General features: G+C 60.6%; 20 protein-coding genes. 10 read left to right on the top strand and 10 right to left on the bottom strand.

What is annotated here, in order from left to right; genetic code table 11:
• Window positions 1-29 precede the first annotated feature (29 nt).
• Window positions 30-656, bottom strand: coding sequence for a glutathione S-transferase family protein (locus TK06_RS21225; RefSeq protein ID WP_063323680.1), 627 nt, complete (start codon window positions 654-656; stop codon window positions 30-32).
• A gap of 125 nt (window positions 657-781) precedes the next feature.
• A complete protein-coding gene (locus TK06_RS21220; protein WP_063323679.1) occupies window positions 782-1,684 on the bottom strand; it encodes a LysR family transcriptional regulator in 903 nt (300 codons plus the stop codon).
• 342 nt (window positions 1,685-2,026) lie between these two features.
• Between TK06_RS21220 and TK06_RS21215 the strand changes: the two genes are divergently transcribed.
• The gene (locus tag TK06_RS21215; RefSeq protein WP_063323678.1) at window positions 2,027-4,240 is read left to right on the top strand and encodes an LTA synthase family protein; all 2,214 of its coding nucleotides are present in this window, start codon (window positions 2,027-2,029) and stop codon (window positions 4,238-4,240) included.
• Between the two features lie 52 nt (window positions 4,241-4,292).
• Here TK06_RS21215 and TK06_RS21210 read toward each other — a convergent pair whose 3' ends face one another.
• Complete coding sequence (locus TK06_RS21210; RefSeq protein WP_063323677.1) at window positions 4,293-5,282, bottom strand: aspartate-semialdehyde dehydrogenase; 990 nt, start codon at window positions 5,280-5,282, stop codon at window positions 4,293-4,295.
• A 61-nt stretch (window positions 5,283-5,343) separates the two neighbouring features.
• Window positions 5,344-6,273: an EamA family transporter RarD gene (gene rarD, locus TK06_RS21205; protein ID WP_086936690.1), complete on the bottom strand. Its 930-nt coding sequence runs from the start codon at window positions 6,271-6,273 to the stop codon at window positions 5,344-5,346.
• A gap of 265 nt (window positions 6,274-6,538) precedes the next feature.
• On the opposite strand from rarD, the gene ftrA reads away from it, so the two are divergent.
• Window positions 6,539-7,567 (top strand): transcriptional regulator FtrA, encoded by a 1,029-nt coding sequence (gene ftrA / locus TK06_RS21200; protein WP_063323675.1) that lies wholly within the window; start codon window positions 6,539-6,541, stop codon window positions 7,565-7,567.
• On the opposite strand, the gene nudK is transcribed toward ftrA, so the two are convergent.
• Window positions 7,524-8,120, bottom strand: coding sequence for a GDP-mannose pyrophosphatase NudK (gene nudK, locus TK06_RS21195; protein ID WP_063323674.1), 597 nt, complete (start codon window positions 8,118-8,120; stop codon window positions 7,524-7,526). The two genes, ftrA and nudK, sit on opposite strands and share 44 nt — an antisense overlap.
• A 192-nt stretch (window positions 8,121-8,312) precedes the next feature.
• On the opposite strand from nudK, the gene TK06_RS21190 reads away from it, so the two are divergent.
• Window positions 8,313-10,202: a methyl-accepting chemotaxis protein gene (locus tag TK06_RS21190; protein ID WP_063323673.1), complete on the top strand. Its 1,890-nt coding sequence runs from the start codon at window positions 8,313-8,315 to the stop codon at window positions 10,200-10,202.
• A gap of 7 nt (window positions 10,203-10,209) precedes the next feature.
• On the opposite strand, the gene nadE is transcribed toward TK06_RS21190, so the two are convergent.
• Genes nadE through TK06_RS21175 form a run of 3 tightly spaced genes read right to left on the bottom strand, consistent with a single transcriptional unit; the run spans window position 10,210 to window position 12,934 of the window.
• Window positions 10,210-11,046, bottom strand: a complete 837-nt coding sequence (gene nadE / locus TK06_RS21185; RefSeq protein WP_063323672.1) for an ammonia-dependent NAD(+) synthetase — start codon at window positions 11,044-11,046, stop codon at window positions 10,210-10,212.
• 1 nt (window position 11,047) lies between these two features.
• Complete coding sequence (gene pncB, locus TK06_RS21180) at window positions 11,048-12,277, bottom strand: nicotinate phosphoribosyltransferase (RefSeq protein WP_063323671.1); 1,230 nt, start codon at window positions 12,275-12,277, stop codon at window positions 11,048-11,050.
• A gap of 9 nt (window positions 12,278-12,286) precedes the next feature.
• Complete coding sequence (locus TK06_RS21175) at window positions 12,287-12,934, bottom strand: nicotinamidase (RefSeq protein ID WP_063323670.1); 648 nt, start codon at window positions 12,932-12,934, stop codon at window positions 12,287-12,289.
• A 181-nt stretch (window positions 12,935-13,115) separates the two neighbouring features.
• Between TK06_RS21175 and TK06_RS21170 the strand changes: the two genes are divergently transcribed.
• The 7 genes from TK06_RS21170 to TK06_RS21140 all read left to right on the top strand — a co-directional run bounded on the left by TK06_RS21170 (window position 13,116) and on the right by TK06_RS21140 (window position 17,246).
• A complete protein-coding gene (locus TK06_RS21170) occupies window positions 13,116-13,673 on the top strand; it encodes an adenylyltransferase/cytidyltransferase family protein (RefSeq protein WP_063323669.1) in 558 nt (185 codons plus the stop codon).
• On the top strand, window positions 13,663-14,370 hold the full coding sequence (locus TK06_RS21165; RefSeq protein ID WP_063323668.1) for an NUDIX hydrolase: 708 nt from the start codon (window positions 13,663-13,665) through the stop codon (window positions 14,368-14,370). The genes TK06_RS21170 and TK06_RS21165 overlap by 11 nt, the downstream gene beginning before the upstream one ends.
• 92 nt (window positions 14,371-14,462) lie before the next feature.
• Complete coding sequence (locus TK06_RS21160; RefSeq protein ID WP_063323667.1) at window positions 14,463-15,377, top strand: alpha/beta hydrolase; 915 nt, start codon at window positions 14,463-14,465, stop codon at window positions 15,375-15,377.
• Window positions 15,378-15,616: 239 nt separating this feature from the next.
• A complete protein-coding gene (locus tag TK06_RS21155; RefSeq protein ID WP_063323666.1) occupies window positions 15,617-15,940 on the top strand; it encodes a hypothetical protein in 324 nt (107 codons plus the stop codon).
• A gap of 15 nt (window positions 15,941-15,955) precedes the next feature.
• The gene (locus TK06_RS21150; protein ID WP_086936689.1) at window positions 15,956-16,531 is read left to right on the top strand and encodes a sigma-70 family RNA polymerase sigma factor; all 576 of its coding nucleotides are present in this window, start codon (window positions 15,956-15,958) and stop codon (window positions 16,529-16,531) included.
• A complete protein-coding gene (locus tag TK06_RS21145) occupies window positions 16,528-16,821 on the top strand; it encodes a hypothetical protein (protein ID WP_063323664.1) in 294 nt (97 codons plus the stop codon). Before TK06_RS21150 ends, TK06_RS21145 begins: the two co-directional genes overlap by 4 nt.
• Window positions 16,818-17,246, top strand: coding sequence for a periplasmic heavy metal sensor (locus TK06_RS21140; RefSeq protein WP_063323663.1), 429 nt, complete (start codon window positions 16,818-16,820; stop codon window positions 17,244-17,246). Before TK06_RS21145 ends, TK06_RS21140 begins: the two co-directional genes overlap by 4 nt.
• A 316-nt stretch (window positions 17,247-17,562) precedes the next feature.
• On the opposite strand, the gene glmS is transcribed toward TK06_RS21140, so the two are convergent.
• Together glmS and TK06_RS21130 are read right to left on the bottom strand one after the other, a co-directional pair.
• Complete coding sequence (gene glmS, locus TK06_RS21135; RefSeq protein WP_063323662.1) at window positions 17,563-19,395, bottom strand: glutamine--fructose-6-phosphate transaminase (isomerizing); 1,833 nt, start codon at window positions 19,393-19,395, stop codon at window positions 17,563-17,565.
• A gap of 1 nt (window position 19,396) precedes the next feature.
• The gene (locus tag TK06_RS21130; protein ID WP_060739917.1) at window positions 19,397-20,173 is read right to left on the bottom strand and encodes a DeoR/GlpR family DNA-binding transcription regulator; all 777 of its coding nucleotides are present in this window, start codon (window positions 20,171-20,173) and stop codon (window positions 19,397-19,399) included.
• Between the last annotated feature and the right edge of the window lie 201 nt (window positions 20,174-20,374).

Genomic DNA, 20,374 nt, shown 5'->3' with positions numbered 1-20,374 from the left:
CTGTTTGGGCGGGTTGCCTATTCAACGGCTCATGAATGCTTTTGCAACCCGACAACCGTACGCGGCATGCCCACGAACCCGGGCAAGGCTTCGATCCGCGCCAACCAGGCCCGCACATGGGCATAGTCCTCCAACGACACATTGCCTTCCGGTGCGTGGGCGATGTAGCTGTAGCCGGCGATGTCCGCGACAGTCGCAGCGTCACCCGCCAGATAAGCACGGTTGCTCAACTCTTGATCAATGACTTTCAGCACGTTGTGGGAACGGGCGATCACGTCCTCAGCGTTGTAGGCCGCGCCAAATACGGTGATCAGTCGCGCCGTGGCCGGGCCCGCATGGATCGGCCCAGCCGCCGCCGACAACCAGCGCTGCACCCGGGCGGCGCCAACAGGATCGGTCGGCAGCCAGCGGCCCTTGCCATATTTGTGCGCCAGGTACACCAGGATCGCGTTGGAGTCCGCCAGCACCACGCCGTCATCGTCAATGACCGGTACCTGGCCAAACGCATTGAGCGCCAGGAAGTCCGCCTGTTTGTGCTCGCCCTTGGCCAAGTCGACGAAGACCTCTTCGACCGGTAGCCCGAGCAACGAAAGCATCAATTGAACACGATGGGAATGGCCGGACAGCGGGAAGTGATAGTGCTTGATAGGGTTCATGGTCGACTCCGCAGGAAGTGACGCCATCAGCACAACGGCGTCGATGGGGTCATCTTCCGCTCCAGGCAAAACCAAGAGAATCACCCAGAAATGCAATCCATTGTTTCAGCCAGCGAAACAATGCTTCAACCGCTCAAGGCCGGATGCTCGCGCAGTGCACCGACGACGAAATCGACAAAACTGCGGACCCGCGCCGGCGCATTTCGCCCGCCCTGGTACACCACATGGATCGGCAGAGGCGGCAATTCAAAATCGGCCAGGACGATTTCCAGTTCCCCGGCCGCCACGTTGCCTGCCACTTGGTAAGACAGGACCCGCGTCATCCCCAACCCCTGGCAGGCGGCGGTGATCGCGGCCTGGTTGGCCGTCACCACCAGCCGAGGCGCGGGCCGGACGGCCAACGGTTGGCCTGAATCGATGAAGGTCCAGCTTTTGACCTGGCCAATGGCCGATGATGCCACCACGGGCATTCGCTCCAAATCCTCCGGATGCCGGGGCCGCCCGTGGCGTGCGAAGAAATCCGGGGAGCCGCACACCACTCGCCGTACTTCACCGACCCGCACGGCGTGCAGGTTGCTGTCCGGCAGTTCGCCAATGCGCAGGGCAACGTCGATGCCCTCCTCCACCAGGCTGACCGTGCGGTCCAACAGCAAAGCGTTGATGCTGACCTCAGGGAACCGATGCAAGTAATCCACCAGCAGCGGCGTGACGAACGACTGACCGAACAGCACGGGTGCGGTAATCGTCAACTGCCCCCGGGGTTGGACGTGGCTGCCGGCCGCTGAATCCTCGGCTTCCTGCAAGTCGCTCAGGATCCGGCGACTGTCCTCGAGAAAGCGCTGGCCGGCTTCGCTCAAGTACACGTTGCGGGTGGTGCGCACCAGCAATGGCGTGCCGATGCGTTGCTCCAACGCCGCCACCGCCCGCGTGACGCTGGCCGCCGACAGCCCCAAGCGCCGCGCTGCCGCCGAAAATCCCGACTCCTGGGCCACGGCGAGGAAAACCTGCATTTCCTGGAACCTGTCCATCCATCCCCCGATGAGAAATCCTGATACAAGTTTTCTGCGCGTCTCAAAGCAGCGCTACACGGCCATTGTAGAGGCCTGGGCCAGTGAACCACAGCGTAGCGCAGCCAGACACCGGGACATTGGCTCGGCCAAGGGCAATGGCCCTTGGTACCATTCCTCTGCATGACAATTTCATGACCAAAGGAAGAAACCTTCTGTGGGAGCGAGCTTGCTCGCGATGGCGTCAGTCAGTCAGTCAGTCACACACCCTATGGACTGGCACACCGCTATCGCGAGCAAGCTCGCTCCCACAGGGTGAGTGTGTTGTTCAATGGATTGGCTTCAACGAAAGGCCTGTTTCTTGTGAATATTCTTTACCGCGCTTTAAACCACCCCCGCGCCACCCTCATCGCCCTGATTGGCTGCGTGCTACTCGTCCCCATGGGCCTGCGTCTCGCCCTGGGCTGGTCCGACCCGCTAGGTTATCTCTCGGACCTGGGTATCGGCGGGTTGCTGATCGTGCTGCTCCATCGCCGTCCCGGGTGGCTGGCGTTCCCGGTATTGCTGGCTTGGAGCGCGTTGACCCTGGCCAGCATCGAATTGGTCAGTGCGGTCGGGCGGATGCCCAATCCTTCGGACGTGCATTACCTGACCGACCCACAGTTCGTTGAAAACTCCAGCAGCGGTGGCTTCGCCCATCCCTGGCTGGCCGCGCTCCAGCTGTCCGCGCTGGTATTCTGGCTGGTTACTCAATGGACCAGCCGCCCACGCCAGGCGCCACGCTTGCTTCGCCACGCCTGGGCCGTGCCCGTGTTGCTCCTGTTGGGCCACGGCGCGCTGCAAGCCTGGCGCCCCAGCGAGGCGGACCAATGGAACGTGTTCAACCTGCCTCACCAACTCATCACCGCAGGTATCGCCGCCGGGCAGGACCAGGCCCGGCAATGGCTCGACGGCGATGCGGTGGACCCGGCCCCACCGATGGAGGGGCTGACCCGCCTGGACCTCGATGGCAACAGACTGTTGGCCGAACCGGGCCGTGCGCGCAACGTCCTGGTCATCGCCCTGGAGGGCATTCCCGGTGCCTACGTTGGGGCCAACCGCCAGGCCTTGAAAAGCAGCTATCAGGAGAACCTGATGCCGCACCTCAGTGCCTGGGCCGAGCGCGGCATGAACACACCCGATTACGTCCTGCACAGCCACCAGACCATTCGCGGCCTCTACGCGATGCTGTGTGGCGACTACGACAAGCTCGATAACGGCACGCCCAAAGGCGTCGAAATGCTCAACCAGACCCAGCGCAACCAGGCGTGCCTGCCGGCCCAGTTGCGCCAGAACGGCTTTTCCACGCATTTCCTCCAGGGCGCGGGCCTGCGGTTCATGGCCAAGGACCGGATCATGCCGCACATCGGCTTCGACACGACCTTGGGCATGGAGTGGTTCACTCGCCCCGCCTACCTGGAATTCCCTTGGGGCATGGACGACAAGACCTTCTTTGAAGGCGCGTTGGACTACGTCGGGCAACTGCAACAAGCGGACAAACCCTGGATGCTGACCCTGCTGACCGTGGGCACGCACCAGCCCTACTCGGCGCCGGATGACTACCTGCAACGCTACGACACCGCCAAGCAGGCAGCGGTAGGTTACTTGGACGATGCCCTGGAAAACTTCCTCGCGGGCCTGGAGCGCCAGGGCATCCTGGACAACACCCTGGTGGTCATCACCTCGGACGAATCCCATGGCATCGACGACGTGCGGCTGGCCTCGTCCTGGGGATTCAACCTGACGCTGGCGCCGGAGCCGTTGCCCCGGATCAAGTCAGGCACCTACGGCCACGTCGACTTGACCGCCTCGATCCTCGATTACTTCGGCTTTACGGTGCCCACGTCGTTATCCGGTCGCTCGATGTTCAGGGACTACCCGACGGGTCGGGAAATCATGTCGTTCACCAACGGCAAGCTGCGCTACCACGACGGCAAGGGTACGTTCACCGAGTGCGATTTCCTCCAGCATTGCCGTTACTACACCAGCGAAGGCTTCATCGCCGACCGTGCCACCTATGGCGGGCAATACAGCGGCCAGCGCGCCAGGCTGATCGGCGCCCGGGCCACGGCCCTGGACCAGACGCTGTTGCGCACTCCCTTGAACCAGCACTATCAATTCGGCAGTACGGATAAAATCCCGCTGCCGGCCCAGGTCACCAACGACTGGACCGACAACCTGATCGGTGCCCAGTACCTGGAAATGCCCAAGGGTTCGCAGACCCGCGTCAGCCTGACCATCCGCGCCGTGGACGCTGACCATGCCGCCTACATCTCCCTCAAGGCCAAGGAGTTCGAGCAGGATGTGTCGATGGACCTGCCGACAGACGTGGCGGTGACACCCGACCAGCCGCTGGTGATGAACCTCCGTTTCGACAACCCGCAGCAGCGCAAGGCGTTTTCCTTCCATCTGCTCGGTCATGGCGTCGGCGCCATCGAGATCAGCGACTTCAGCGTCGTGACCGAACTGCCGGACCAGACCGACCAGCCGCAATACCTGGACGATATGCAGGAAGACCGCGAGGCCCAATCCAGTTGAACAAAAAACGCGCAGCCATGGCTGCGCGTTCTAATGTCCGGCTCGTGCTTGATCAAGACTTGATCAATTGCATGATTTCGAATGCGTTCAATGCCGCACCCCGCAGTAACTGATCGCCGCTGATGAACAGGTCCAGCCCGTGCTCGCCATAGATCAGGTTGTAGCGAATCCGCCCGACTTCCACCGCATGCTTGTAGGTGGAGGTCATGGGCATCGGATAAGCGCCGAACTCGGGCTCATCCACCACTTCAACTCCCGGTGCGCTACGTAATAACTCGCGCACCTGCTCCAGCGACTGGATGGGTGTGTTGAACCGCAGGCTGAGACTCTCGGCATGGGAGCGCAAGGTCGGCACCCGGACCGCGGTCGTGCTGATCGCCAACGTCGGTTCATCGAGTACCTTGCGCAATTCCCAGACCACTTTCATTTCTTCACGGGTGTAACCATTGGCTTCGAACGAATCGACCTGGGGAATCACGTTGAAAGCCAGGTTATGGGCGAAGTGCTCGCTGTCATCACGGTCGCCATAATCACTGAAGGACTTGGCTTTCTCTCGCAGTTCCAGCATTGCCGGCTGCCCCGCACCGCTGGCGGCCTGATAAGTGGAAATGATCGCACTCTCCAACCCGAAGGCCTGATGCAGCGGCCCTAGCACCATCAGCGCAATAGCCGAGGAGCAATTGGGGTTGGCGATCAGTTTTTCGCCCATGTAACGCTGACCGTTGATGGGCGGCACCAGGAGCGGAATCGCCGGGTGATAACGGAAGGCCGAGGAGTTATCGATGACGTAGGCATTTTCAGCCAGACGCTCGCCATACTCCAGGGCGAAGGCCCCGGAGACACACAGGAAGACGATATCGCACGAGGCGCACCCCTCGACCGAAAAGGCTTCGATCAGGTGCTCGACCTGACCCACCTTCAGGCGCTTGCCCGCCGAACGGCCAGAGGCCATGCACACCACTTCATAATCGGTATTTTCAAGCAATTGCAGCATGGTCATGCCCACTGCACCGGTGCAGCCCACCACGGCGACTTTCTTCATTTCGATTCCTTATCCTGAAAAACCTGCGCCATTCCCGGAAAGTGACAGCGCTGCGGGTATGTCATGCCGTACGCAACTGCGCGGACACGTTGGCGGCTGCCGCTGCACGCTGGGCCCGGATGGAGTTCCAGGTAAACAACGCAAGCGCCAGCCAGATGAACGAAAATGCCGCCAGTTTCAATGCTGAAACCGGCTCGCCATAAACGAACGCAGCCAACAGGAAGTTGCAAATGGGCGGCACAAATTGCAGGAAGCCCAGCGCGATCATCGACAGCTGCTTGGCGGCCAGGCTGTACCACCACAGGGGCAGTACCGTGATCAGCCCCGTGGCGACCAGCAACAGGTCGCGAGTGCCTGACTGCAGGAATTGATGGCCCACGCCGTGGGCCTGTGCCAGCAGCAGGAATACCGCTGCAAACGGAAGCAGGACTGCGATCTCGAGCGTCTGGATAACCACCGGGTCGCCCGGGACCTTCTTCTTGAAGAGGCCGTAGAAGGAATAGCAAAAACCGATGACCAGGGCGATCCAGGGGAAGGAGTGCAGGTTCAGCAACTCGAACGCCATCAGCGTCACGCCCGCCACGGCCAGGAAAATGGCCCAGGTCTGCAAGACGCTGAGGCGTTCCTTGAAGACCAGGCGTGACACCAACATGCTCATGATCGGGCTGAGGAAATAGCCGAAGGCAACCTCCAGCACTCGCCCCGTCATGATTGCGTAGATGTACATCAGCCACCACAGCCCTAATACCGCAGAGACCGTCAGCACGTTGACCGGGCGAACCGTCTTAAGCGTGGAACGCAAGGTTGAGACTCGTGCGGTCAGCAAGACCAGTGCAACGAGAAACAGCTCGGCAAACACCACCCGCCAAGACAGCAGATGGTACGCGTCGAGCCCGGCCAGCGGTTTGTACCAAAGCGGGTAGGATCCCCAAAGCAGCGTAGCGCCGAGCCCGAAAGCCACGCCTTGTCCGGATTCATTTCTGGCTGTCATGGGCCACCTCGGTGTTGAAAGCGCGCATAGCGTTATCCACAACTATTGGGGAGAAGAATGCGCGTGATTGTCGGTTGTTCGGCAGCCGAGGAACGACGGAAACTGACAAGGCGTGCCTTGGCAGCCACCCGTTCCGGGCCGACATCGGTCATGCTGCTGCCACCGTCACAAGGCGCAGCCAGCCTGGGTGTTGCCAGCGATTGTAGGAGGGCGGGACAGTCCGCTACAGTGCGGCAGACGACAATAAACGGTAGCTTTACGCCAAATGCTGACACCTCCAGGAACAGTGGCCATCCTCGCCTACGAAGGCCTTTGCGTATTCGAATTCGGTATCGCCCTGGAGATATTCGGCCTGCCGCGTCCGGAACTGGACATTCCCTGGTACACCCATCAAGTCGTGGCCGTCGATCAGGGGCCGATGCGTGCGTTCGGCGGCCTGCAGATTGGCGTCGACGCCGGGCTCGAGGCACTCGAAACCGCACGCACCATCATCGTTCCCGGTTGGCGCAGCCGTCAGGAGCCGCCTCCCGAAGCCCTGTTGCAGGCCTTGCGCAAAGCCCATGCCCGCGGCGCACGCTTGCTATCGATCTGTTCGGGAGTATTCGTCCTCGCAGCCACCGGCCTGCTCGACGGCGAAACCGCAACCACCCATTGGCAATTTGCCCAAGAGCTTGCCGAACACTACCCGCTGATCAACGTCGACCCGAACGTGTTGTATGTGGACGCCGGGCAATTGATCACTTCAGCCGGAAGCGCGGCGGGCATCGACGCCTGCCTGCATCTGATTGCCCGCGACTGCGGCACCCACGTCGCCAACTCGGTGGCCCGGCGCCTGGTCATGGCCCCACAACGCACCGGCGGCCAGGCCCAATTCATCGTCGCGCCCGTGAGCAAGTCGCCACGCAATGAACTAAGCGGTGTTTTGCAATGGATTCGCGAAAACCTGGATCAATCCCCCAGCGTGGGCGACATGGCCGCCCGCGTCGCCATGAGCGAGCGCACCTTCCTGCGACGCTTCATCGAGACGACAGGCCTTGCACCCAAGGCCTGGCTGCAACAGGAGCGCCTCAACCGGGCACGGGAACTGCTGGAAAGCACCGACCAGCACACAGCCAGCATTGCCCAGGCTTGTGGGTATCGCTCGGTGGAAAGTTTCCGCGCAGCCTTCCGCAACGCTGTGGGTTTGCCACCCTCCACCTACCGTGAACGGTTTGGCAGACGTGAAGCCAGTCCCCAGGCAGCCCTGAAGGCTAATCCAGCAACCGATGCAACTTGGCGTACTGCAACAGCATGATGGTCTTGCCGTCGCAAATCTCACCGCGCTCGATCATGTCCAGGGCCTGATCGAGCGACATTTCCAGCACTTCGATCTCTTCACCCTCGGCTTCCAGGCCGCCGCCTGCGTGCTGCTTGTCTTCATCGAAGTACTCGCCGACGAAAAAATGCACCCGCTCAGTCACCGACCCCGGACTCATGAAAGCGTCGAACACTTTGCGCACGTCCTGGATGATATAGCCGGTTTCTTCCTGGGTTTCCTTGCGGATGCAGGTGTGCGGGTCGTCGTTATCCAGCAGGCCGGCGCAAGTTTCTATCAACAAGTCGTCGTGCCCGTTGACGAAGGCCGGGAAGCGGAATTGCCGGGTCAACACCACGGTCTGCTTGGCCTTGCTGTACAGCAGGATGGTGGCGCCGTTGCCACGGTCGTAGGTCTCGCGCGTCAGCTCGCGCCATTGGCCGTTGCGGCCGAGGTAGTCGTAGGTGGTCTTGCGCAGCACGTACCAATCATCCGAGAGGACTTCGACGTGCTTGATGCGTACGCGATCCTTGATGCCGATTGCCTGTGTCATTTGACCACTCCGTTCGGGACCCGAGGTCCCCTTTGAAAACTCCATTCGCACCTCTTTCAGGCTCACAAGAAAACTCACGATGGCCCATCGTTTTTTCTAGTTCGACAAAATCTGTCCGCTCATTAAATCTTCGACCAGCCCTGAGCCTGCGGGGATTCCATCAATAAAAAAGAAACCGGACGAGAATTCCTCATGGGCATCAATCTGAAATTCGGCCACAAGATTCTTCTGGGTGCCTGCGTCATCGTGATGGCGGTATTCCTGTCTTTCTCGTTGTTCAACGACCATCGCCAGCAAGCCAGCACCCGCGAAGCATTGCACCGCAACCTACAGGCCACCGGCCAGTTGCTGGGCGCGAACCTCGACAGCTGGCTGGCCGGCCGCATCCTATTGATCGAAGGTGCCGCCGAAACCATCGCCGCCGATCCCACCCCGCAGACCATCGGCGCAATTCTCTCCCAGGACATCATTACAAAGACCTTCATCGCCAGCTACGTCGGCCTTGAAGACAGTCGTTTCTTTATCCATCCCGAGCGGGTAATGCCCGACGGGTATGATGTTCGCCAGCGCGCCTGGTACAAAGACGCGGCTCGCAGCCTTGAACCCGTGCTGACCGAACCCTACATCGGTGCCGGTATTGATTACCTGATCATGACCCAAGCGGCGCCGATCAAGGTCGATGGCAAGGCCGTGGGTGTGCTGGGCGCGAGCCTGAGCCTGGAGCAACTCGCCAAAATCATCAATGCCGTGGACCTCAACGGCATAGGCTACGCCTTCCTGGTCAGCGACGACGGCAAGATCCTGGTGCACCCGGACAACACACGAGTGACCAAGACACTCGCCCAAGCGTTCCCCGAAGGCCCGCCGAGCATCAACAGCGCCTTGAATGAAGTGCAGGAAAACGGCCGAACGCGGATCGTCACTTTTACACCCATCAACGGCCTACCCTCGCTGCATTGGTCCATCGGACTTTCAGTGGATAAAGACAAGGCCTACGCCGTACTCCACGCGTTTCGCGCTTCGGCGTTGGTCGCCACATTGATCGCCATGCTGGTGACCGTCGGTTTGCTCGGCCTGTTGATCAATGCCCTGATGCGACCATTACGCAGCATGGGCTCGGCCATGCAATCCATAGCCGATGGCGAAGGCGACCTGACCCAGCGCCTGCACAGCCTCTCCCGGGACGAGTTCGGCATGATGGCCGGGGGGTTCAACCGCTTCGTCGAACGTATCCAGCAGTCGATCCGGGAAGTCCTGGCGTCCAGTGTCCAGCTCACCCAATTGGCGGCACAGGTCAGCCAGGCGTCAAACGCATCCCTGAAAAGCTCTGACACCCAAGCGGCGCTGACCCATAACGTCGCCACGGCTATCAATGAGCTTGGGGCCGCAGCCCAGGAAATCGCTCGCAGCGCCGCTCATGCTTCAAGCCGCGCCTCTGATACCAGGGATCAGACCCAGGAAGGCCAGTCGGTGGTGCAGCGCAGTATCAGCGCCATGTCGCAACTCTCGTCGCAGGTGGTCAATACCCGCCAGGACATCGAAAGCCTGAATGAGAAAACGCTGAAGATCGGACGTATTCTCGACGTCATCAAAGGCATTTCCGACCAGACCAACTTGCTGGCCCTTAACGCTGCCATCGAGGCCGCCCGCGCCGGAGATGCCGGGCGCGGTTTTGCAGTGGTCTCGGACGAAGTCCGTACGCTCGCCCATCGCACCCAACAGTCCGCTCAGGAAATCCACAGCATGATCGAGGAACTGCAAGCAGGTGCCGGCAGCGCCGTAAGCGCCATGCTCGAAAGCCAGCGTCACAGCGACGACAACGTCACTACCGCCAGGCTCGCAGGCGAGCGACTCAATCGCGTGCTGATGGGCATCGGCGAAATCGACGAGATCAACCTGTCGGTAGCCACCGCCACCGAAGAACAAACCTCGGTGGTGGACAATCTGGATCGCGACATCAGCCACATCAATGACCTGAACCAGGAAATGGTCGGCAATTTGCAATCCACCTTGCAGGCCTGCACAGAACTGGAAAACCAGTCACGCCGCCTGCAACAAATGGTCAACACCTTCAAGATCTGAGGCTCATTCACAACCGGGTAGGCGGGACGCGGGGCAATGCGCGTTTGTGGGCCGTCTTGAGGTAGGCGCGTTCAATGATCTGTCGCGCCTGCGGCGATACCACTTCGCCCATCAGGTACCCATCGATTTCCTCGTAGCTGCAGCCATACGCCACTTCATCGAGCTTACCGGGTGCCAGGTCTTCCAAATCGGCGGTCGGTGCCTTGCGCACCAGGTTGGCGGGGGCGCCCAGCGTATCGGCCAACAATCTCACCTGAGTCTTCGTCAACCCGGACAACGGGGCCAGGTCGCACGCGCCGTCGCCAAACTTGGTGAAAAACCCCATCACCGCCTCCGCCCCATGATCGGTGCCAACCACCAACCCATTGCTCAGATTGGCAATGGCGTATTGCGCCAGCATCCGTGCCCGGGCCTTGGCGTTGCCTTTGGCAAAGTCGGTGAGTTCGGCCGAAGGCTGCAAGCCATCGATGGCGATACTGCCCATCAACCCGTCAACGCAAGCGGCGATGTTGCTGGTGGTGATCACGTCCGGCCGGATGAAGTCCAGGCACGCCTGGGCGTCTTGCTCATCGGCCTGGGCCTTGTAGGGCAACCGGACTGCGATAAAACGCGCCTCGTAGTCTTCCTCTCGCAATTGCTCCACGGCCAACTGGCATAGGCGGCCGGCGGTGAGAGAGTCGACGCCGCCACTGATCCCCAGGACCAGGGACTTGCAACCGGACTCGCGCAAGATCTGCTTGATGAATTCGATGCGGCGGGCAATCTCGGTTGCTTCGCCACCCCGTGTGAGTTGACGGTCGATGCCCAGTTCCCGGGCAATGCGTTCTTGCACAAGCGTAGTCATATCAGGCTCCCAGCTGTGGATTGATCAGGGCGACGTTGAACACTTGGGCGGCGTACCGCAGAAACGAGGCATCCTCGCAGACGTTCTTGATCGGGTCGTCGGAGAACTTCACGACCGGCTCGCCGTGGACCCGCACCAGTTTCATGACGATGCTCAGCGGTTCGACGCCATCGACATCGCAGGCCAGGCTGGTGCCCATGCCAAAACCGAATCTGGCCTTGCCGCGAACATGGCGCAGGATCGGCAGGCATTTTTCGAAATTGAGGCCGTCGGAAAACATCAGGTCCTTGGTGCGCGGATCGACGCCCAGTTCCTGGTAACGCTTGAGCACCTTGTCCGCCCAGACGATCGGGTCACCGGAATCCTGGCGCAGGCCGTCATAGAGCTTGGCAAAGTACAGGTCGAAATCCTTGAGGAAGAAGTCGGTGCTGATGCAGTCCGTGAGCGCGATGCCGAGCCGGCCGCGATACTCGTGCACCCAGTTTTCCAACGCCGCGTTCTGGCTCTCGCGCAAGCGCCCGAGTTGCTGGTGCACCATCAGCCATTGGTGAGCCATTGTGCCAATCAGCGGGAGATCGAACTCGTAGGCCAAGTGAGCGTTACTGGTGCCGACAAAGACCCCAGGAAAATCGCTGCGCATAATATTCACCACTTCACGCTGGGCCCTGAACGACAGCCGCCGCCGGGTGGAGAAGTCTGAAACGCGAAACTCGGCGAGTTCTTCACGGCTGGCGTTTTTCTCCAGCCATTCGAACTTCTGGTACAGCTTGCGGGTGACGTCGGCCAACTCGACCTCGGGGTATTTCTCGCGGTTGCGCAGTTCGCTGACCATCGCCAATACCGGTTGCTCGAACATGATGCAGTGCAGCATCGGCCCCCGGACGCGGATGTGCAGTTGGCCGTCGACTTCCGAAACGTGTATGTAGCGCAAATTGAAGCGAAACAGGCCGAGAAACTGTTCGAAGTCCGATGTCAGGTACTCACGAAAACGCTTGTTGAACAGAAACCGCTGCTCTCCCTCACGCAGCTGCAGCCCGGCGAGCTTCTCCAACTCCACGCGAATGTCCGGGATCAGGTGACCGAGGCGCTCCTTGGAGCGGACGATGAATTGGTATTCCACCTCGACATTCGGGTGCTGGTGCAAGACCGCCTGCATCATGGTGAAGGTGTAGTAGTCGGTATCCAGAAGACTCTGGATGGTGCCGCTGTTTGAATCGAATGCGCTGTCCATGGCTCTTCCTTATGCGTTTGCCAGGCGGATGGTTTCTTCGCGGGTCAAGGCCACCGAAATCCCCGCTTGCTGCATGTCTTGGATGGCCTGGATGGCCCCCTCCTCACTGATGGCCCGGCAGGCCGGGAGGTGAATGATCACCTCGAAGCCAGCGGCGGCCAGTTGCAGAGCGGTGGTCTTGACGCAGAAATCCAACGCCAGCCCGCCAACAATCACCTGCTGCACACCCAGGCCGTTCAGGTACTCGATCACCCCGGTGGACAGCTTGCCGTGCAGGTCGTGGTAGCACGCGCCGTAGGGGTGCAAATCCGGCTCGACACCCTTCCAGACGAAATAGTCGTAGTCATAGGGGCTCGGCAGTTGATCCAGCAGGGCGAAACCTTCGGTGCCGGGAACGCAGTGGCTGACCCAGGTGATATCGGCATGCTCGAGCCCGGTCGGCACGAACATCTGTGCGTGATCGGCGACCATCCACGGCGCCAGGGGCGAATGGGCGTCCTTGCTGCCGATGCGGAGGCTGGCCAGGGATGCGATGAAGTTCAGCTCACCGGCAATCTGGTCACCGCCCGGCACCGGAAGCTCATCGGGGCATAGCGGCGTAAAGCTCTTTTGCGCATCGACATCGAAGGAAGCGGTTTTCCGGGTCAGGCTGTTCATGCTGGGTTTCTCCTCTTCATGGCGACGAGAGTACATAAGGTGTACTTTCATAACAAGCCATTCACAGAAAATATTTTTGACGAACTCTCCTTAACAATGGCTATGGCTCAGCACAAATCATGTTTTCACTAAAAAGATTTTGCTGATATAGTACACGTCATGTACCAAAAGAGAATGTGCCATGTTCGAGATTGCCCTTTATGGCGGCGCCTTCAATCCTCCGCACGCCGGTCACGCCCAGGTAATGATCGAGGCCTCACGCCTGGCCAGACGCGTGCTGGTGGTCCCCAGCTTCCGGCATCCTTACGGCAAACAAATGGTCGACTATGACGTTCGCCTGAACTGGCTGGAATCGATCGTCGAAAAGGTGCAGCCACTGTGCTGCGCCGAAGTGCGTGCAAGCCGGGTGGAACAGGTCGTGGCCCGTGGCGTTGAAGGCGCAATCTACAGCTACACCCTGCTCGCCCACCTCGCCGACAGCCTGGCCCTGGACGGCAAGCGGATTGCATTGGTGGTGGGCCGGGATGTGGCGGATCGGCTGCCGACCTTCTATCGCGGCCAGGAATTGCTGGAGCGTTTTTCCATTCTTTGCGTGGAGGAAAAGATCCACGTACGCAGCACGGTGGTTCGCGAACGACTGGCGTTGGGCGAGCCGCTTCCCTCCGACTGGATGGCTCCCGGCATGAACCCGTTAAACTATGACCTTTATGCGACCCACGGAAATCGACATGCCCACTAGCACAGCCCCCGCGCGCGACTATCTGCACACCATCGACCTCTGTGTGCTGCGGTTGTGCCGGGAGACCCAGGCGCTGGAAATCCTCTTGAACCGCCGGGAAGCCGAGCCGTTCGCCGGTCACTGGGCGCTGCCCGGGATCGTGGTCAATGGTGACGTCGAAGATCTCACGCTGAACGACGCCGTGGAGCGCCTGCGAAGCTCAAGCAAAGTGGGCATGCCGCTGGCCTGGATCGAACAGGTCGGCACCGTCGGCGACGCGTTCCGCGACCCGCGCTGCTGGTCATCGTCAACGTTCTACCTGGCGATTGTCAGCGAGGCGGTCCAGCTTGCCGAACACCAGGGTTTTTTCCCTCTCAAGGATGTCGCCGACGCCTCGATCAAACTCCCTTTCGATCACAACAGCCTGGTGGCCGCCGTCCAGGAGCGGTTGCTGTCCAAAGCCCTCTACAGCAGCCTGCCGCTGATGTTCCTGGGCCCGGAATTCAGCGCGCCGGAAGCGGTGAGCATTTTCTCCGTGGTGCTCGATCGCCCGGTGCTCAAGACCAGCATGCGCCAGCGTTTACTGAAGATGACCGAGGCGGGCTACCTACAGGAGACTGGCCGCAAGAAAAGCGGCGACGGCGGCCGCCCGCAACGCACGGTGGAAAACCTCAAGCCGGCCAACGTTTATCTTTTTGATCGTTGTTTTCTGGAGTAGCGCTTAGCGGGCCAGCGCAAATGCTGGTGATTATTCGCAGGGTTAAGTGGGCCACAGCGTATAAGCACTGCCCTATCCACTCGGAGCCTTGTATGTCATTAATCCTTCGCGTCTGCGCCCTTCTCTTGCTGTCGCAAATCGCCCTTGCTGGTCCTTTGATGGAAGCCATCAAAGAGCGCCGCGCCGAACGCCAGCAAGACAGCGCCCCACTGAAACTCCCCGCCGGCGCTACGCGACTAAAAGATCTCCCCTACGGCCCCAACAACCGGGAACGCCTGGATGTCTACTTGCCCCCCAAGCCCAGCAATGCCCCGATCATTTTTATGGTACATGGCGGCGCCTGGCGAACCGGCGACAAAGACGCCCAGCAAGTGGTGAGCAATAAGGTCAGCCGCTGGGTGGCAAAGGGTTTTATCTTCGTCTCCGCCAATTACCCGCTGCTGCCGGACACCAAGCCCCTGCAACAAGCCCAGGAAGTGGCAAAGGCGCTAGCCATGACGCAAGCCAACGCCGCGAGTTGGGGCGGCTCGGCGAACCATGTGATCGTCATGGGCCATTCGGCCGGCGCGCATCTGGTCGCGCTCCTGGCGGCCTCCCCCTCGTTGGCAGCCGCACAAGGCGTCAAACCGTGGCTCGGCACCGTCGCATTGGACAGCGCCGCACTGGACGTGGAGAAGATCATGCAAGCGCGGCATATGCCCTTCTACGACGAAGCCTTCGGCAGCGACCCCACCTACTGGCAACAAACCTCGCCGTCCTACGTACTGGCGAATGGCGCGGCGCCGATGCTGGCTGTGTGCTCCACCCGGCGCGACGTGGCCTGCGAGCAGGCGCACCTGTTTGCCACCCATGCCACCGCGCTAACCGTCAGCGTCAACGTGCTGGAGCTAGGCATGACCCATAAGGAAATCAACCAACTGCTCGGCACCCCCGGCGCCTACACCGAGGAGGTTGAACGCTTTATGGCGAGACTGGATATCGACGTGGCTAAACGCTTGGGCCGCTAACGGCGAGTGCACTGGCGCCGCGTTGCGTGTAGCGCCTATCAACGAGATGCAACGATGGCCAGCGGTTTCCTGCAATCCCTGTTTGCCAAAGCTCACTCACTGAAAGACTCGGGCAACACTCGCTTGCAATCGGATAAACGATCACGTTTGACAGAGGTACAGACAACGAAAATAAACGCAGGGGATTCGATCAGTTCAGCGTTTAAGCCTCGATCCTTCCCAGCACCTCGAGGTTTTCCATGCGCCGTCCATTGTTCACCACCGTCCCTGCCCTATTGTGTCTGACCTTGCTGTGCACCGCTGCCAGCGAAGCCGCTGAACGCCAGCGCAGCGGTGGTTTTTCCACCAGCCGTGGCCACAGCGGTACTTATCAAACCACGGTCAGCGGTCAGCGTGGTGCCGGGTTAAATCGCCAGCAAACGATTACCGGCGCCGATGGCAAAACCCTCAGCCGTGACGCCAGTTACAGCTATGATCAAGTCAGTAACACACTTCACCGCAGTGTAACCGGTAGCCAAGGCAATACCCGCTCGGGCAGCATCACCGTCACCCCCACACCTTAAGGCGCTGCCCACGCCATGACGCCCACCGACGAGCAGCTAATGACCGCCATTGCCAGAGGCGATCAGTATGCATTTACCACGTTGGTGGCGCGTCACCTGCCGCGCACCTATGCCATTGCTCGGCGTTTTTTTGCCCAGCAGACCGACGCCGAAGACATTGCCCAGGAGGCGTTCACGCGGGTATGGACCCATGCCGCCATTTGGCAACCCGGCCGGGCGCAGTTCACTACATGGTTGCAGCGTATTGTGGTCAACCTGTGCCTGGACAATCTGCGTCGACATAAACATCGTGCTGAGCAGGATATCGACAGCCTGCTGCACGAGTTGCTCGACCCCAAGGCCGACACCGCCGCTCATGTCGAGCGCGCCCGTGAAGCCGCGAAGATTCAACAAGTCGTGCAACGCCTGCCGGAAAAACAACGCATGGCGGTACTGCTCTGCTACTTCGACGAACACAGCAACACACAAGCCGCTGCGTTGATGGGCCTGCACCCGAAAGCGCTGGAAGGCCTGCTCGGCCGTGCCCGCCAACAACTAAGGCGCTGGCTGCCCAAAGGCTCGAGCCCGCGCCACGAGGATCAACAGCGATGAACGACGCCGACGACGAGCTGCGCCAGCAACTGGCCAATCAACCCCTCCCGCGCCCGCCCCACGGTTTAGCCGCACGCATCGTGCAAGCCGCCACAGCTCAGCCGCAACGCCAGCCGTGGTATCGCGCCGTGCAACGGTGGCGCTATGGGTGGCCAGTGAAAATCGCCGGCCTGGCCTTGTGCGCAGTGCTGGGCGTGTTAGCCGGCCACTGGGCGACGCCTACGACCGACGACGATATGCAAATCGCTGCCCACGTCATGGGCGGCCTGTTATGGACAGACGAGCTATGAACAAAACCTGGCTACTGAGCGGTGCCCTGCTGCTTTCCCTCGGAGCTAACGCCTTTTTCGGCGGCTGGCTGCTAAGCCGCCCCAACACGGCGCCCTTCGCCGACCTGGGGCAGAACCAGCCGGTGAGGGAACTGATTGGCAAGGTACTGCGTTTACCCGACGCGCAACGTCAGGACGTCCGCGCCGTTATCAGCCAACACGCGCCCGGCTTGCGCACGCTGGCGGCGCAAGCACGCAGCAACCGACAGGTAATACTTACCCAACTGAGCGCCGACAGCATCGATAGGCAGCAGGTACAAACCAGCTTCGCCAAACAACGCGAAGCCACCGTGCAACTGCAAACGGCGGCTCAGGTTATGTTGTTGGACATAGCGGAAAAGTTACCACCCGAACAGAGACGGCAATTTATGCGTGAGGGACCGTAGGGATGTGCTGAGATCATCGAGAAACTGACTCACGAGATTGCACAGCTCAAACGATTGAAGTGTGCCAAACGCAGCGAGCAGATGAACCCAGGTGCACCACGCTACCAACCGCTCGAGCGCACTGGACAGCGACCTCGATGAAACCCGGGTGATCGTTGATTACTCTATAAACGTGTTCTGATTGGATGCTGGTGAACAGCTCCAGCCCTCAGAGGATGCCGTGTCCTGAAGGGGCTTGACGTCCAGACCTGGACGTCAGACCACGCAAAAACTTTATTCCAAACCGACACCAAGAGGCCTGGCTCTTGGAGACGACTCACTCCACCGTCACAGACTTCGCCAAGTTACGCGGCTGGTCCACATCAGTCCCCTTGAGCACGGCGACGTAGTACGACAGCAGTTGCAGCGGGATGGTGTAGAGGATCGGCGACAGGATGTCGTGGATGTGCGGCATGTGCACCACGTGGGTGCCTTCGCCATTGGTCATGCCAGCCTTTTCGTCAGCGAAGACAATCAACTGGCCGCCACGGGCGCGCACTTCCTGCAGGTTGGACTTGAGCTTTTCCAGCAGCTCGTTGTTCGGCGCCACGGTGACCACCGGCATGTCGTTGTCCACCAGGGCCAGCGGGCCGTGCTTGAGTTCACCGGCCGGGTAGGCTTCGGCGTGGATGTAGGAGATCTCCTTGAGCTTCAAGGCCCCTTCCATCGCCACCGGGAATTGCGCGCCACGCCCGAGGAACAGGGTGTGGTTCTTCTCGGCGAACAGCTCGGCGATCTTTTCCACGGTGCTGTCCATGGCCAGGGCTTCGCCCAGGCGGGCTGGCAGGCGCCGCAGTTCCTCCACCAGCGTTGCCTCGACCCCCTTGCCCAGCGTGCCGCGTACCTGGCCCAGGGACAAGGTCAGCAACAGCAGGCCCACCAGTTGCGTGGTGAACGCCTTGGTCGACGCCACACCAATTTCGCGACCGGCCTGGGTCAGCAGGGTCAGGTCGGATTCGCGTACCAGCGAGCTGATGCCGACGTTGCAGATCGCCAGGCTGGCGAGAAAACCCAGTTCCTTGGCGTTACGCAGGGCGGCCAGGGTGTCGGCGGTTTCGCCGGACTGGGAGATGGTGACGAACAGCGAATCGGGTTGCACCACCACTTTGCGATAGCGGAACTCGCTGGCCACTTCGACCTGGCACGGAATACCGGCCAGTTCCTCCAGCCAGTAACGGGCGACCATGCCGGCGTGATAACTGGTGCCGCAGGCCACGATCTGCACGTTGCGGACCTTGGCGAACAACTCGGCCGCCTGTGGACCGAACGCCTGGACCAGTACCTGGTTCTGGCTCATGCGGCCTTCCAGGGTGCGTTGGACCACGGCCGGTTGTTCGTGGATTTCCTTGAGCATGAAGTGGCGGAACTCGCCCTTGTCGGCGACATCGGCACCGTCGCGGTACTGGACGGTTTCACGTACCACGTCATTGCCGTCGAGGTCCCAGATCTGCACGCTGTCGCGGCGAATTTCGGCAATATCGCCTTCTTCCAGGTACATGAAGCGGTCGGTGACCTGGCGCAGCGCCAACTGATCGGACGCCAGGAAGTTTTCCCCCAGGCCCAGGCCGATAACCAATGGGCTGCCGCTGCGGGCCGCCACCAGGCGGTCAGGTTGTTTTGTGCTGATGACCGCCAGGCCATAGGCACCGTGCAGTTCCTTGACGGTGGCCTTGAGGGCGACGGTCAGGTCCACTAGGTCCTTGAGCTTGTGGTTGAGCAGATGGGCGATGACTTCGGTGTCGGTGTCCGAGGTGAACACATAGCCGAGCGCCTTGAGCTGTTCACGCAGGGCTTCGTGGTTTTCGATGATGCCGTTGTGCACCACCGCCAGCTCGCCGGAAAAATGCGGGTGAGCGTTACGCTCGCACGGCGCGCCATGGGTGGCCCAACGCGTGTGGGCGATGCCCAGGCGACCGAGCAGCGGTTCGGCTTCCAGCGCCTGTTCCAGCTCGCTGACCTTGCCCGGACGACGCATGCGTTCGAGCTTCTCGTCGTTGGTAAACACCGCCACACCGGCGCTGTCATAACCGCGGTACTCCAGACGCTTGAGGCCCTCGAGCAAGATTGCTGTGATGTTGCGTTCAGCAACGGCGCCGACAATTCCACACATGCTATTTCTCCTGGCTGACAGGCGCGCAGATCACAGTAATGCCGCGCGCCTGAATCTGATCGCGGGCCTCTACGGGCAGGCGATCATCGGTAATGAGGGTATGGACGCTGCTCCACGGCAGTTCCAGGTTGGGGATTTTCCGGCCGATCTTGTCGGCCTCCACCATGACGATTACTTCCCGGGCAACCTCAGCCATCACACGGCTCAAGCCCAGCAGTTCGTTGAAGGTGGTCGTACCTCGAACCAGATCGATGCCGTCGGCGCCGATGAACAGCTGGTCGAAGTCATAGGAACGCAGGACCTGCTCGGCCACCTGGCCCTGGAACGACTCGGAGTGAGGATCCCAGGTACCGCCGGTCATCAACAGCACCGGTTCATGCTCCAGTTCGCTCAGGGCATTGGCGACGTGCAGGGAATTGGTCATCACCACCAGGCCCGGCTGTTGGCCGAGTTGCGGAATCATGGCCGCCGTGGTGCTGCCGCTGTCGATGATGATGCGCGCATGTTCACGGATCCGCTTCACGGCGGCCCGGGCAATGGCCAGTTTGTACTTGGAGACGGTTTGCCCGTTATCGGCCACCAACTCCTGCGGCATCGGCACCGCGCCACCGTAGCGACGCAGCAGCAGGCCATTGGTTTCCAGGGCAGCGAGATCCTTGCGAATCGTAACTTCCGAGGTTTCGAAGCGCTTGGCCAACTCATCCACACTGACCTCACCCTGCTCCTGGAGCAAGGCAAGAATGTTGTGACGTCGTTGTGGTGTGTTGCGCTTTGACATGGCGAGGTAAGTTTCGATTCGAAAGATAACGTAACTAATCAAAACCTATTGCAGGGAGATCGTCAAGGCGGGAGAAGAAAAATTCAGAAATCATGAAATCAATGTGGGAGCGGGCTTGCTCGCGAAGGGGCCTGGTCAGGCAATGCTGCTTTACCTGATACACCGCTATCGCGAGCAAGCTCGCTCCCACAGGGGGATTGT

Source organism: Pseudomonas fluorescens, from assembly GCF_001623525.1.
In the GTDB taxonomy this organism is placed as follows: Bacteria; Pseudomonadota; Gammaproteobacteria; order Pseudomonadales; family Pseudomonadaceae; genus Aquipseudomonas; species Aquipseudomonas fluorescens_Q.
The sequence above is the reverse complement of the archived record's forward strand: the minus strand, read 5'-3'. Positions and strand labels throughout refer to the sequence as shown.

Excerpts from the sequence above, each read along its gene's own strand:
- TK06_RS21225 (WP_063323680.1), bottom strand. The coding sequence starts at position 656 with ATGAACCCTATCAAGCACTATCACTTCCCGCTGTCCGGCCATTCCCAT.
- TK06_RS21220 (WP_063323679.1), bottom strand. The coding sequence starts at position 1,684 with ATGGACAGGTTCCAGGAAATGCAGGTTTTCCTCGCCGTGGCCCAGGAG.
- TK06_RS21210 (WP_063323677.1), bottom strand. The coding sequence starts at position 5,282 with ATGAAGAAAGTCGCCGTGGTGGGCTGCACCGGTGCAGTGGGCATGACC.
- rarD (WP_086936690.1), bottom strand. The coding sequence starts at position 6,273 with ATGACAGCCAGAAATGAATCCGGACAAGGCGTGGCTTTCGGGCTCGGC.
- ftrA (WP_063323675.1), top strand. The coding sequence starts at position 6,539 with ATGCTGACACCTCCAGGAACAGTGGCCATCCTCGCCTACGAAGGCCTT.
- nudK (WP_063323674.1), bottom strand. The coding sequence starts at position 8,120 with ATGACACAGGCAATCGGCATCAAGGATCGCGTACGCATCAAGCACGTC.
- TK06_RS21190 (WP_063323673.1), top strand. The coding sequence starts at position 8,313 with ATGGGCATCAATCTGAAATTCGGCCACAAGATTCTTCTGGGTGCCTGC.
- nadE (WP_063323672.1), bottom strand. The coding sequence starts at position 11,046 with ATGACTACGCTTGTGCAAGAACGCATTGCCCGGGAACTGGGCATCGAC.
- pncB (WP_063323671.1), bottom strand. The coding sequence starts at position 12,277 with ATGGACAGCGCATTCGATTCAAACAGCGGCACCATCCAGAGTCTTCTG.
- TK06_RS21175 (WP_063323670.1), bottom strand. The coding sequence starts at position 12,934 with ATGAACAGCCTGACCCGGAAAACCGCTTCCTTCGATGTCGATGCGCAA.
- TK06_RS21170 (WP_063323669.1), top strand. The coding sequence starts at position 13,116 with ATGTTCGAGATTGCCCTTTATGGCGGCGCCTTCAATCCTCCGCACGCC.
- TK06_RS21165 (WP_063323668.1), top strand. The coding sequence starts at position 13,663 with ATGCCCACTAGCACAGCCCCCGCGCGCGACTATCTGCACACCATCGAC.
- TK06_RS21160 (WP_063323667.1), top strand. The coding sequence starts at position 14,463 with ATGTCATTAATCCTTCGCGTCTGCGCCCTTCTCTTGCTGTCGCAAATC.
- TK06_RS21155 (WP_063323666.1), top strand. The coding sequence starts at position 15,617 with ATGCGCCGTCCATTGTTCACCACCGTCCCTGCCCTATTGTGTCTGACC.
- TK06_RS21150 (WP_086936689.1), top strand. The coding sequence starts at position 15,956 with ATGACGCCCACCGACGAGCAGCTAATGACCGCCATTGCCAGAGGCGAT.
- TK06_RS21145 (WP_063323664.1), top strand. The coding sequence starts at position 16,528 with ATGAACGACGCCGACGACGAGCTGCGCCAGCAACTGGCCAATCAACCC.
- TK06_RS21140 (WP_063323663.1), top strand. The coding sequence starts at position 16,818 with ATGAACAAAACCTGGCTACTGAGCGGTGCCCTGCTGCTTTCCCTCGGA.
- glmS (WP_063323662.1), bottom strand. The coding sequence starts at position 19,395 with ATGTGTGGAATTGTCGGCGCCGTTGCTGAACGCAACATCACAGCAATC.
- TK06_RS21130 (WP_060739917.1), bottom strand. The coding sequence starts at position 20,173 with ATGTCAAAGCGCAACACACCACAACGACGTCACAACATTCTTGCCTTG.